Here is an 11,990-nt window from a genome sequence, read left to right on the forward strand (position 1 = left end):
ATTATTATTATTTTTTATTTTTTAAAATTAAATATTCTACAAACAAAATATTAGGAATCCAACCCAACCAAGCAATAACTTGATAAACATCCATAGGATTGGGATGAAATAAATATACTAAAATAACTTTCCACAAACGTAAAGTCACTGCCGAAAAACACAACGCATAACTTCGCCACATCCAATGCCTATGATTCATGATATTTCGGTTTCTTACTTCTTGGTAAGCTCTGTACGTCGAATAAAACCAAAGCAATCCCAATATCACAAAAGATATCTTGGCAGGAATTCCGCCATTAGCAAAGAAAGCCATGTAAATTCCTGATATTGATGAAAAAACCAAAGTCAAAATCACATAAACTCTTCCCGACCAACGATGAATTTTTTTTAAACTTTTATTAAAAAACAAAGCGATAAAACCCGCCACCAACACAAATATACTCGTGTAAACATGGATGTGAAAAATCGTCAAATACTCGGGTCTTTCCTCAACTTCGGTTTGTTTGATTGCTAAAAAATTGGCGGTAGAGTCCAACGGAACATAAAACAAAGTTATCCGCAACATCAATACAAAAAAATAGGTGAACGCTAAAAATATTAAGCCTTTAAAAATCTTATGTTGTATGTTTTTGCTAATCAGCATTTTATTTAGAATTAAGTTCCTGCGCAATGAGCCAAGCTTCGCTCCAACAAGCTTGAAAATTGAATCCTCCCGTTATCGCATCAATATTGAGAACTTCTCCAGCCAAATAAAAGTTAGGAACAATTTTACTTTCCATCGTTTTAAAATTGATTTCTTTAAGATCCACTCCACCCGCAGTGACAAACTCGTCTTTGAAGGTGCTTTTTCCATCCACGTTTAATTTCAATTGACAAAGATTTTCTAACAAAACCAGCATTTCTTTCTTGCTGACATTGGCGATATGTTTTTCTGAATCGATTTTAGAAAATGTCAACAGGCTATTCCAAAAGCGATTGGTCACATTAAAAATCTTGCTTTGACCAATGCTTTTCTTTGGATTGTTTTCTTTAAAATTTACAAAATCTTCCTCCGCGTCTTCTATAGATTTGGAAATGAAATTAATGAAAATCTCAAATTTATAGCCTACTTCAGCCAACTTTCTAGCACCCCAGGCGGAAAGCTTGAGAACCGCTGGTCCACTAAGTCCCCAATGTGTGATGAGCAAAGGTCCACTTTCTCCAAGTTTTAGTTTTGGGATATTGACTTCTGCCCACTCAAAGCTTGTTCCTGGATGTTCGCTAAGCAAAGGATGTTTGATATTGAAGGTAAATAATGAGGGTACAAGGCTTACGATTTTATGTCCCAATTGCTCGACCAATTTCAGAGATTTTGGTGCGCTTCCCGTAGCGAAAACAACATAATCTGCCGTATATGTTCCCGTTTTTGTTGTGATGACAAAAACCTCACCTTCTTTTTCGATGCTAACAACGGTTGTTTGTGTAATAACTTCAACATTATTTTTTTCTGTTTCAGAAGTTAGTGTATCAATAATACTTTGCGATTGATTGCTTACTGGAAAAACACGGTTATCATTTTCGATTTTAAGTTCTACGCCGCGTTGCTCGAACCAATCCATCGTATCGCCTGGCTGAAACTTGCTGAAAACACTTCGGAGTTCTTTCTCGCCCCTTGGATAAAATTTCACCAAGTCACTAGGGTCAAAACAAGCATGTGTCACATTGCAACGTCCACCTCCAGAAATTTTAACTTTCTGAAGAACGTCTTTATTCTGCTCCAAAATACGGATGTTGTATTTATTTTTATCCAAATTGGCAGCGCAAAAAAATCCTGCTGCACCACCTCCAATGATTATGACTTGCTTCATCAACCTTATGCTATAGATTCCAATTTTCAAAAGTACGATTTTTATAAACCATCTTTTTGACCTAATTTTGAAATCTGAAAATAAATGCAATAGGGATGGAAGCGGCATCCTTTTTCTAATGAGGAGGCGGAGCGGAGCCGAAGCCCCGAGTGGAAAAAGATACAGCGGACAGCCCGACCCGAGTGTTGGCCTATGGCGGCGGCGAGGGAATTGCCCAAAAAAACAAACAATGGAAAAATTCTTTTATAAATTCGATGTCCGTTGGGGCGACATCGATGCGAACCGACATCTCGCAAACTCATCGTACATGGCCTATTGTGCACAAGCAAGAATGGCTTTTATGAACAAGGAGAAAATGGGTCTTGGACAGCTTAATCGTTGGGGTGTTGGACCTGTAATTTTGCACGAAAGATTTTCGTTTTTTAAGGAAATCTATGCCGATCAACAAGTCTATGTCAGTGTGGAAATTGCTGGAAGCTCAGAAGATGCATCCATCTATCAGTTTGTGCATAACTTCTATCTGCCAGATGGAACCCATTGTGCTGTTGCTGAAGCGACGGGCGTTTGGATTGATATGATGTTACGCAAAACCACAACGCCTCCAGATGATGTTGTGATGGCTTTGGACAAATATAAAACGCCTGAAACTAAGCTCTTGACAAGAGAAGATATTAAATCTCTACCTTTCCGACCTGGAAATATAGATCCAGAAATTTTTAGTATTTAAAATTATGTTTGAAGATAAATCTCAAGAATTAACGCCCATTTCTAAATTGGGAGAATTCGGTTTGATAAAACACCTTACCGAGCATTTTCCGTTAGGAAATCCTAGCTCAGAATTAGGCGTTGGCGATGACGCTGCCGTTATAAATCCTGATGGAAAAAAACTCGTTGTTTCCACGGATGTTTTGGCAGAAGGTGTGCATTTTAACCTCGGCTACGTCCCGTTAAAACATTTGGGTTACAAAGCTGTTGTGGTTAACTTAAGCGACATTGCCGCCATGAATGCCACTCCAACACAGATTTTGGTTTCTTTGGCGATTTCTAATCGTTTTCCTGTGGAAGCTTTGGAAGAAATATATGCAGGAATTCAACTGGCGTGTCAACATTACAAAGTTGATTTGGTTGGTGGCGATACGACAAGTTCTAATGCTGGTTTGGTAATGAGTATAACAGCTGTTGGTATTGAAGATTCTGAAAAGATTATAAAAAGAAATGGAGCAAAAGCTAATGATCTTCTTGTGGTTTCTGGCGACTTAGGTGGGGCTTATCTTGGACTTCAAATTTTGGAGAGAGAACATGCTGTCTATTTAGCAAATCCAAATATGCAACCCGAAATGGAGGGCTACGACTATATTCTTGAACGTCAACTAAAACCTAAAGCGCGTACCGATGTTAAAGCAACTTTGACAGAATTAGGCATTCTGCCAACATCTATGATAGACATTTCGGATGGTTTGGCATCGGAGATTTTACATTTGTCCGACCAATCGAAAGTTGGTTTCAGAGTTTATGAGGAAAAAATACCCTTGGATAATTTGACAATAAGTACCGCTGACGAACTTAATCTAAATCCTGCAATGGCTGCTCTTAACGGTGGTGAAGATTACGAATTGTTGTTCACAATTTCGCCTAATGATTTTGATAAAATTGTTGGTCATCCCGATTTCAGCGTTATCGGGCATGCGACCGATCTTAATGAAGGCAACTTCCTAGTCGCACGCGGTTCCAACCAATTGGTGCCGTTGAGTGCCCAAGGCTGGGATGCTTTTTTGAATAAAAATAAAGAATAAGACAAAGACCTCGCACGAGGTCTTTTATTTTTTGTGAATCGCTTGTTCTAGAACTTTAATAATCTTTTGCTCTTCATGTTCCCAAGAAAGCTCTTGTGCAGCTTTGTCCAGATTTTTTTTATAAAAAATTTTCCCTTTATTTAAAACCAAATTTATTTTTTCGGCTAAATGTTTGGGATCGTGATTTTCGATTGTTTCGCCGACTTGATAGCCTAGGGCAATCTTTTTTAGTTCTGGAAAATCAGAAACAACAACAGGAACTTTTGCCTGAATGTAATCTGAAATTTTATTAGGAAGCGAATAGTAATAACTTAAGCCCTTATTCTCTTCGATGCTTAAGCCAACATCAGCCGTTGGGGTAATTTTGCGTAAATCCGAAGGATATAACTTTCCTAAAAATTCGACTTTATCCAAAACATCATACTGCTTTGCAATGGCACGAAATTCTGCTTCCATTGGACCACCTCCAGCGATTTTTAGAACGGCATTTTCCACATATTGCATTGCCATAATGGCTTTATCAATACCTCGTGAATAATTGAGCCAACCTTGATACAAAATAATTTTTTGAGATTTGGATTCTTGTTGCTCTCTATATTGTTGTCGTGGTAAATTCCGCACAACCATCGGTCTTGCGATGTCATATTCTTTTACAAACCAATCGGCGTAAGAATCGCTCGCAGTAATTATATTGTTGAGCTTAGGGAAATAATTTCGTTCGACCCATTTCCAAATTTTTTGAGAAATTTTTCCTTGTACAGAAGGCATTTCGCTAAACATTTCGTGGCTGTCGAAAACCAAAGGAATATTAAGCTGTTCTGCGATCTTGAAATTCGGGATTAATGTTTCTAAATCATTAGAATACAAAACGGAATTTTTGTCAGTTCTTTTCTTTAATTCTTTATAAAGTTTGAACATAAATTCTGGATAAGCGAATTTTAAACTTTTAGAAGTCAAAGAAATGCGTGTTATTGGATAATGGCGCTGCATCTCTAGCGCACCGCCCCAATTGTTGCCAATAAGTTCCACATCGTAACCTTGATCGATAAGTGTTTGACAAGTTTTTTCAACCCGTTGGTCTGTAAAAAGATTACTAAAAACACTAACAATTACGCGCATTAATTTAATTTTTTAATAAAAACATGATAAAGTTGAACCAAAGCTAAAATCCCATTAGGAATAATAACTGGCCACAACATTCCGTTGAAAATACCATAGATAACGAAGCAGATACAACCAAAAAAATTGATGATTCTAATAATTCTGACTTTATTGGTTAAAAAACTTCCAATAATAAATACAGAAGCCAGATAGCCAACATATTCTACCCAATTATTACCCATGATTTCTAGTTTTTACAAACTTACAGAATTTTGAGATTTGAGAGAAAATTAATGTCATAAAGTCCATTTTTTTAGAATGGTAACAAATTTGCAAAACAAAAAATGTAAAATTCAATAATATTTGTTGTAATTTTAAAATAACTTATTAACACGGAGATAAAAAATGGATTATAAATTTTCAGATGGCTTGAACCGCGTGTTCAAACAGAGTAAAAACGAAGCAAGGCGTCTCCAAAGCGAGTTTCTTAATACCGAACATTTTTTGCTAGGAATTATTAAAACTGAAAACTCTGCTAAAGAAATCCTTGAAGGTCTTCATGCTGACCTTACACAAATCCGAAGAAAAATAGAAACAATTAGCACAGCTAACAGTAATCCTTTTGTGAGCAATATGGGAAGTATTTCGCTGACCAAAATGGCTGACCAATCGGTAAAAAGATCAGAGTTGGAGTGCAGACAATATCAATCTTCGGAGATTAATACAGTACATTTGTTATTAGGCATTTTGTATAAACAGGAAGATCCAACTTCAAATATTCTGCAAGCTTACGATATCGATTACAAAAGCGTACAAAACGAATATCAAAAGATGTTGAAAAATACAGATCAGCTTCCACAAAATAGCGCCTATGACGATGACGACGAAAGAGAAGATTTTTCACAAATGAAAAAACCGACCGGAAATCTAGGAACAGGCAAAAGCAAAACACCAACACTTGATAATTTCGGTAGAGATTTGACAGCCTTAGCCAAAGACGATAAGCTAGATCCTGTTATCGGTCGCGAAAAAGAAATTGAACGCGTTTCGCAAATCTTATCAAGAAGAAAGAAAAACAATCCACTTCTAATAGGTGAGCCTGGCGTTGGAAAATCTGCGATTGCCGAAGGTCTTGCGCTTAGAATTCATCAGAAAAAAGTATCGCGTGTTCTTTACGGAAAACGTGTGATTACTTTGGATTTGGCGAGTTTGGTTGCTGGTACAAAATACCGAGGACAATTCGAAGAACGCATGAAAGCCATCATGACCGAGTTGGAGAAAAACCGCGATGTCATCTTGTTTATCGACGAGTTGCATACCATTGTTGGTGCGGGAAGTTCTACAGGAAGTTTGGATGCTTCTAATATGTTCAAACCAGCATTAGCACGTGGCGAAATTCAAGTAATAGGCGCAACAACTTTGGACGAATACAGACAGTACATCGAGAAAGACGGTGCATTGGAACGTCGTTTCCAAAAAGTAATGGTCGAGCCTACGTCGGTTGAAGAAACCATTCAGATTTTGCATCAGATTAAAGATAAATACGAGGAGCACCACAATGTTCATTATTCTGATGAAGCCATTAATGCTTGTGTTAATTTAACTTCTCGATATATCACAGATCGTTTTTTACCAGACAAAGCGATTGATGCGATGGACGAAGCAGGATCTCGTGTTTACATCAAAAACATGAAAGTTCCTACCGAGATTATTGACTTTGAAAATAAAATCGAGGAAGTTAAAGAGCAGAAACAACAAGCGGTTAAAAAACAAGATTACCTTGAGGCTCGAAAACTGAAAGATGAAGAAGAACGTCTCCAGATAGAGCTTAATCTGGCTCAGGAAAACTGGGATAAAGATGTTAAAGAAAAGAAAGAAGAAGTTACCGAAGAAAGTGTTGCAGAAGTTGTATCCATGATGAGTGGCGTCCCCGTAACTAAAGTTGGTAAAAACGAACTTGACAAACTTTCTGCAATGGATAACAAGCTTAATGGTAAAGTTATAGGGCAAGAAGAAGCAGTTAAAAAAGTGGTAAAAGCCATCCAGCGCAACAGAGCTGGACTTAAAGATCCTAACAGACCTATCGGGACCTTTATATTCTTAGGAACAACAGGCGTTGGTAAAACCGAGTTGGCAAAAGTGATGGCTCGTGAACTTTTCGATTCTGATGATGCGTTGATTAGAATTGATATGAGTGAATATATGGAGAAGTTTGCGATATCAAGATTAGTTGGTGCGCCTCCAGGTTACGTTGGATATGAAGAAGGCGGACAATTAACCGAAGCGGTAAGACGTAAGCCTTATGCTGTAATCCTGCTAGATGAAATCGAAAAAGCACATCCTGATGTATTCAACATTTTATTACAAATTTTGGACGAAGGGCATGTTACCGACAGCCTTGGTAGAAAAATTGATTTCAGAAATACCATTATTATTTTAACTTCCAACATTGGGACAAGAGATCTTAAAGACTTTGGTGACGGTGTAGGATTCGGGACTTCTGCAAAGAAAACTACGTCGGACGCAAGAGCGAGAAGCACTATTGAAAATGCTCTGAAAAAAGCTTTTGCTCCAGAATTCTTAAACCGTATTGATGATATTATTATTTTCAATTCATTAGAAAAAGAAGACATTAAGAAAATTATCGATCTTGAACTTAACAAGCTTTATTCAAGAATTGAAAAACTTGGTTATAAAGTACAGTTAACTGACGAGGCTCGTGACTTCATCGCGGAAAAAGGTTGGGACAAAGATTTTGGAGCTAGACCTCTGAAACGTGCTATCCAAAAATATATTGAAGATCTACTTGCCGAAATGCTTGTCAACAAGCAAATGAAAGAAGGTCAACTAATTACATTAAAACTTAATGATACCAAAGATGCTTTGGAGAACGAAACGCCTAAGAAAGAGCGTAAAAAAGAAAGTGCTGACTAAGCATTATTTCATATCTGCAAAACAACGCGACATCCAATTTTTGGATGTCGCGTTGTTTTATACAGATTTCAAAAATATCTTTATCTATTTACCTCCTGCTGCTTTGTAATATTGCAAAGCTTCTGGCATTGCAGCATTAATATCAGCTATTCTACTTTCTGGGTTGGGGTGGGTTGATAAGAATTGTGGTGTAGAACCACCTTTGGAAGACGCCTGCATTCTTTCCCAAAAAGAAGGTGCTGTTCTAGGATCATAACCCGCCATAGCCATTAAGATTAATCCCATTTTATCCGCTTCTAATTCTTGTTTTCTACCATAAGCCAAAAGTCCAACTTGCGCACCAACAGGGTAAACTTGTTGAAAAATACTCGCCCATTGCGCATTATTGATAGTGCTTCCCAAAATGGCCCCACCATATTGTGCTAACATAGCTTGAGAAATACGCTCATTACCATGTCCTGCCAGGGCATGTGATACCTCGTGGCCCATAACCACAGCCAATCCATTATCATCTTTCGTTACAGGAAGAATTCCAGTATATACCGCAACTTTTCCACCCGGCATACACCAAGCATTAAGTTGTGAATCTTGTAACAGATTGAATTCCCAATTATAATTAGCTAATTCCGATTGTCTGCCGATACTTGTGTAATACTTCTCTGCAGCCGTTTTTATATTCATTCCAACACTTTTTACTCGATTAGCGTCGGCAGTGCCAGTAACAACTTTTGCTTTAGAAAGTGTTGTTTTATATTCTTGCGAAGCCATTGTAGCAATCTCCGAATTGTTTGCAAACTGAATAGAAGAACGTCCTGTAATAGGATTTGTAACGCAGCCCATTAAACTTAATGAGAATAAACCTAGCCCTAATATGTGTTTTGATTTCATAGTCAATTATTTATAGATAATTTTTCAATTAACAATTTTTATTCCAAATATCTTAATTAATCTTTAGCTTTTGCATTAATTTTGCTTTCATTCAAAAAAAAATGAAATGAAAAATATCATTCTTATCATAGCAAGCGCTGCAACATTGCTTCTAAGTTCTTGTAGCACACAATCTTATATGGAACCTACCGCCATAAATACTGTTGTAGAACAATCGGAATTTAATTTTAATGCCAAATCAGCTTTACCCACCAACATCGATGTTCTCAATGTTATGAACTCTTTACCAGGCACAACATCTAACAGGATTACAACGCTTGATAGCGGTTATGGCTTTGAATTAAAAACAGGGAAATTTGAGGTAATACTTCCCTATTTCGGGAGATTATATAATCCGTCATTAGGCGATCTTAACAAGAATTCATTCAGATTTGAATCGACTGACTTTAAAGTTTCAAAAACGAAAAATAAAAAAGGAAATTGGATTGTAACCATCAATGTTAATGACAAACAAAATATGCCAACTTTTATTTTAGAAATTTTTAAAACTGGAAGCGCTTTTTTATCAGTAAGTGCTAACGACAGACAACCTATTAGTTACGATGGCTACATTTCTAACTTATCTGCGGAAAAATAATTTTAAGAATTCAATAATTTTTTTACAAAATCTCGTGCCTCGGAGCTTGGATTAGCCAATAATTCTGAGGCATTTTTTTGATGTGTTTTAAAGGCTTCATCGAGGCTTTCATTCTTTTTAGTTTGTTCCAAAATATAAGCCTGTACCCAATATTGAAATCGTTTTTCGGCTTGTAATTTGCGCACCGTTTCGAAGCGTCCTGTTTTCTTTTTAAGATTTATAAACTCATCGATTTTTTCGTAAACTTTCTCCAAACCTTCGTGATAAAGCGCCGAACCGAGCATCACAGGAACTTTCCAATCTTTCTCTTTGGATGGAAGAAATTGAAGCGCGCGCATCAACTCCAGCTTGGTGTTTTTGGCTTGTTGAAGATTCTCTTCCGAAACTTTATTAATAAAAATAAGGTCAACCATTTCCATAATACCTCGTTTGATACCTTGCAATTCGTCGCCGCCACCAATAATTTTTAAGAATAAAAAAACATCCGAAATATCGGCTACCAATACTTCGCTTTGTCCTACACCAACGGTTTCGATTAAAATATAATCATAACCAGCCGCTTCACAAATCAACATCGTTTCAAAAGTCGCATTAGCAACGCCGCCTAAAAATCCCGAACTAGGACTTGGTCTGATAAAAGCATTAGGCTCTTTTGCCAAATCTTCCATCCTGGTTTTATCGCCCAAAATACTTCCTTTATTAAGCGCAGAACTAGGATCGATAGCAAGCACAGCAACGCGTTTTCCGTTTTTTATGGCAAGTTGTCCAAAACTTTCTATAAAAGTAGATTTTCCGGCACCCGGAACACCTGTAATCCCTACACGAATCGATTTTCCTGTGAGTGGCATAATGGCGTTCAGCAATTGTTCTGCTTTTTCGCGATGTTCTGCTTTTTTACTTTCAACCAAAGTTATTGCTTTGGCAATCAATCGTTTGTTGCCTGATCTTATGCCGTCAATTAAAGTTTCTAAAGATAATTCAATGCTCATCTTCCGAATTTGGAATGTTTACAAATTGTTTTAAACTTGGCTATTTTGATTTATAAATTTATAAATTTGGGTTAGCTCAGAATTCAAAATTAATGAAAAAATACCTATATACAGCAGTTTTTGCAATGACTTTGGTCTATTCTTGTACATCGCAAAGTAACGTCAATACCCAAGGAAACTCTTATGGTGCAACTACGGAACAACTGGCTACAGCCAAAACACTCTATGATGCACGTTGTGGAAAATGCCATGATCTACCGGCTACAACCGACCATACAGCCGAAGATTGGAAGCCAATTATTGAGCGAATGACGCCAAAAGCAAAATTAACCGCCGAAGAAGGCAATTGGATATTGGCTTATGTAAGCACCAATGCAAAACAATAAAACCCATTCACATTTTTATATTAAACTAAACAAGCGTGCCGTTCATAAATGAACGGCGCGCTTTATTTTTATGTTTTTGTCCCGTCCTGAAATAGCGATACAAAAAAAATAATCGTTATTATGGAAGAAAGAAACAATTATGTCAAACGCACTCAGCGAGATTACAGTATGTCTTTTAAGTTGAGTGTTGTAAAAGAAATCGAGTGTGGGGAGTTATCTACTGTGGGTGCTTGCCGTAAGTATGGCATCCAATCTCGAAGCACAGTTGTGAGTTGGCTCAGAAAATTTGGTACCTTTGATTGGGAGAACCAAACACCTTCGAATATGCCAAAGTCACCACAACAAAAGATTATGGAGCTTGAAGCTCAAGTAAAACTTTTGCAAAAACAGAAGACCTTTCTTGAAAAACAGGCTTATGTGGCTGATAAAAAAGCCATTATTTTCGATATGATGATTAACCTTGCCGAAGAGGAATATCAAATTGATATACGAAAAAACTCACCACCCGAACTATCGAATCTTTCCGAAGGGAACAAAAAGAAACTATAAGTTTCTCCTGTGAATTGTTCGGGGTTGACCGACAGGTTTATTATCGTCATTTGAAACGAAGAGCAAAGCGGCAACAAAATGCACAGCAGGTTGTGGATTGGGTAGCAGAGCTGCGAATGATTCATCCAAAAATGGGTGGAAAGAAACTGTATTTTCTTTTGAAAGAGAAACTTGAAAATTTAAGAATTGGCAGAGACAAATTCTTTGACTTCTTAAGGGCTAACCATTTGTTAATCATTCCCAAAAGAAGTTATCACAAAACTACCAATTCGTATCATCGTTTTAAGAAACATAAAAATTTAATTAAAGATTATCAATGCAGAAAACCAAATAATGTATGGGTGTCGGATATCACCTACTTGGGAAACAGAGAAAACCCAGCCTATTTAAGCTTGATAACCGATGCTTATTCTAAGAAAATCGTAGGCTTTGATGTGTCGGATTCTTTGGCTACAGCATCTTGTTTAAATGCTTTAAAAATGGCATTGAAAAAAGAAAACCCGAAGAGTCTTATTCATCACTCGGACAGAGGTTTACAATATTGTTCCGATGATTATCAAAAGCTATTGAAAAAGCATAAAATCCGTTGTAGTATGACACAAGAATCAGATCCTTATGAGAATGCCATAGCCGAAAGAATCAATGGAATTTTAAAACAGGAATATGATATTGATAAATTTAATGTAGATTTGAATACAAGAAAGATTTTGGTCAAACAAACCGTAGAGATTTATAATGAGTTAAGACCGCATTTGTCAAACTATTATTTAACACCGATGCAAATGCACCAGCAACAAGATTTAATACCAAAATCGTACAAAAAGAAAAACAGTACAAATACGAATATATGTACTGTTTAAAATAAA

General features: G+C 36.8%; 13 protein-coding genes. 7 read left to right on the forward strand and 6 right to left on the reverse strand.

Features of this window, described 5'->3' with window-relative positions:
• Nucleotides 1–7 precede the first annotated feature (7 nt).
• Complete coding sequence (locus G6R40_RS10150) at nucleotides 8–643, reverse strand: DUF2306 domain-containing protein (RefSeq protein WP_165134859.1); 636 nt, start codon at nucleotides 641–643, stop codon at nucleotides 8–10.
• 1 nt (nucleotide 644) lies between these two features.
• A complete protein-coding gene (locus G6R40_RS10155; protein ID WP_165137649.1) occupies nucleotides 645–1,847 on the reverse strand; it encodes an NAD(P)/FAD-dependent oxidoreductase in 1,203 nt (400 codons plus the stop codon).
• Between the two features lie 229 nt (nucleotides 1,848–2,076).
• On the opposite strand from G6R40_RS10155, the gene G6R40_RS10160 reads away from it, so the two are divergent.
• Nucleotides 2,077–2,574 carry an acyl-CoA thioesterase gene (locus tag G6R40_RS10160; protein WP_165134862.1) on the forward strand — a complete coding sequence of 166 codons (498 nt, stop codon included), beginning with the start codon at nucleotides 2,077–2,079 and terminating at the stop codon, nucleotides 2,572–2,574.
• 4 nt (nucleotides 2,575–2,578) lie between these two features.
• A complete protein-coding gene (thiL, locus tag G6R40_RS10165; RefSeq protein ID WP_165134865.1) occupies nucleotides 2,579–3,640 on the forward strand; it encodes a thiamine-phosphate kinase in 1,062 nt (353 codons plus the stop codon).
• Nucleotides 3,641–3,664: 24 nt separating this feature from the next.
• On the opposite strand, the gene G6R40_RS10170 is transcribed toward thiL, so the two are convergent.
• Together G6R40_RS10170 and G6R40_RS10175 are read right to left on the reverse strand one after the other, a co-directional pair.
• Nucleotides 3,665–4,759, reverse strand: a complete 1,095-nt coding sequence (locus G6R40_RS10170) for a glycosyltransferase (protein WP_165134868.1) — start codon at nucleotides 4,757–4,759, stop codon at nucleotides 3,665–3,667.
• Nucleotides 4,759–4,983, reverse strand: coding sequence for a uroporphyrinogen decarboxylase (locus G6R40_RS10175; protein WP_165134871.1), 225 nt, complete (start codon nucleotides 4,981–4,983; stop codon nucleotides 4,759–4,761). Before G6R40_RS10175 ends, G6R40_RS10170 begins: the two co-directional genes overlap by 1 nt.
• 163 nt (nucleotides 4,984–5,146) lie before the next feature.
• Here G6R40_RS10175 and G6R40_RS10180 point away from each other — a divergent pair, with 163 nt between their 5' ends.
• Nucleotides 5,147–7,675 (forward strand): ATP-dependent Clp protease ATP-binding subunit, encoded by a 2,529-nt coding sequence (locus G6R40_RS10180; protein WP_165134874.1) that lies wholly within the window; start codon nucleotides 5,147–5,149, stop codon nucleotides 7,673–7,675.
• An 84-nt stretch (nucleotides 7,676–7,759) separates the two neighbouring features.
• Here G6R40_RS10180 and G6R40_RS10185 read toward each other — a convergent pair whose 3' ends face one another.
• Entirely contained in the window at nucleotides 7,760–8,563 is an 804-nt protein-coding gene (locus G6R40_RS10185; RefSeq protein ID WP_165134877.1) for a M48 family metallopeptidase, read from the reverse strand.
• 106 nt (nucleotides 8,564–8,669) lie between these two features.
• On the opposite strand from G6R40_RS10185, the gene G6R40_RS10190 reads away from it, so the two are divergent.
• On the forward strand, nucleotides 8,670–9,200 hold the full coding sequence (locus G6R40_RS10190) for a DUF4251 domain-containing protein (protein WP_165134880.1): 531 nt from the start codon (nucleotides 8,670–8,672) through the stop codon (nucleotides 9,198–9,200).
• A gap of 2 nt (nucleotides 9,201–9,202) precedes the next feature.
• On the opposite strand, the gene meaB is transcribed toward G6R40_RS10190, so the two are convergent.
• Complete coding sequence (gene meaB, locus G6R40_RS10195) at nucleotides 9,203–10,189, reverse strand: methylmalonyl Co-A mutase-associated GTPase MeaB (protein ID WP_165134883.1); 987 nt, start codon at nucleotides 10,187–10,189, stop codon at nucleotides 9,203–9,205.
• 92 nt (nucleotides 10,190–10,281) lie between these two features.
• Between meaB and G6R40_RS10200 the strand changes: the two genes are divergently transcribed.
• The 3 genes from G6R40_RS10200 (at nucleotide 10,282) to G6R40_RS10205 (ending at nucleotide 11,984) form a co-directional block, all read left to right on the forward strand.
• Nucleotides 10,282–10,575 carry a hypothetical protein gene (locus tag G6R40_RS10200; RefSeq protein WP_165134886.1) on the forward strand — a complete coding sequence of 98 codons (294 nt, stop codon included), beginning with the start codon at nucleotides 10,282–10,284 and terminating at the stop codon, nucleotides 10,573–10,575.
• A gap of 120 nt (nucleotides 10,576–10,695) precedes the next feature.
• Nucleotides 10,696–11,124: a hypothetical protein gene (locus tag G6R40_RS15190; RefSeq protein WP_228455840.1), complete on the forward strand. Its 429-nt coding sequence runs from the start codon at nucleotides 10,696–10,698 to the stop codon at nucleotides 11,122–11,124.
• Nucleotides 11,125–11,138: 14 nt separating this feature from the next.
• Nucleotides 11,139–11,984, forward strand: coding sequence for an IS3 family transposase (locus G6R40_RS10205; protein WP_262887643.1), 846 nt, complete (start codon nucleotides 11,139–11,141; stop codon nucleotides 11,982–11,984).
• The last annotated feature ends 6 nt before the right edge of the window (nucleotides 11,985–11,990 follow it).

Origin of the sequence: Chryseobacterium sp. POL2 (assembly GCF_011058315.1) — a bacterium.
In the GTDB taxonomy this organism is placed as follows: domain Bacteria; phylum Bacteroidota; class Bacteroidia; order Flavobacteriales; family Weeksellaceae; genus Soonwooa.

Bases quoted from the DNA above. Each gene is read 5' to 3' on its own strand.
- G6R40_RS10200 (WP_165134886.1), top strand. From the start codon at position 10,282: ATGAAAAAATACCTATATACAGCAGTTTTTGCAATGACTTTGGTCTAT.
- G6R40_RS10155 (WP_165137649.1), bottom strand. From the start codon at position 1,847: ATGAAGCAAGTCATAATCATTGGAGGTGGTGCAGCAGGATTTTTTTGC.
- meaB (WP_165134883.1), bottom strand. From the start codon at position 10,189: ATGAGCATTGAATTATCTTTAGAAACTTTAATTGACGGCATAAGATCA.
- G6R40_RS10185 (WP_165134877.1), bottom strand. From the start codon at position 8,563: ATGAAATCAAAACACATATTAGGGCTAGGTTTATTCTCATTAAGTTTA.
- G6R40_RS10180 (WP_165134874.1), top strand. From the start codon at position 5,147: ATGGATTATAAATTTTCAGATGGCTTGAACCGCGTGTTCAAACAGAGT.
- G6R40_RS10170 (WP_165134868.1), bottom strand. From the start codon at position 4,759: ATGCGCGTAATTGTTAGTGTTTTTAGTAATCTTTTTACAGACCAACGG.
- G6R40_RS10175 (WP_165134871.1), bottom strand. From the start codon at position 4,983: ATGGGTAATAATTGGGTAGAATATGTTGGCTATCTGGCTTCTGTATTT.
- G6R40_RS10150 (WP_165134859.1), bottom strand. From the start codon at position 643: ATGCTGATTAGCAAAAACATACAACATAAGATTTTTAAAGGCTTAATA.
- G6R40_RS10190 (WP_165134880.1), top strand. From the start codon at position 8,670: ATGAAAAATATCATTCTTATCATAGCAAGCGCTGCAACATTGCTTCTA.
- thiL (WP_165134865.1), top strand. From the start codon at position 2,579: ATGTTTGAAGATAAATCTCAAGAATTAACGCCCATTTCTAAATTGGGA.
- G6R40_RS10160 (WP_165134862.1), top strand. From the start codon at position 2,077: ATGGAAAAATTCTTTTATAAATTCGATGTCCGTTGGGGCGACATCGAT.
- G6R40_RS15190 (WP_228455840.1), top strand. From the start codon at position 10,696: ATGGAAGAAAGAAACAATTATGTCAAACGCACTCAGCGAGATTACAGT.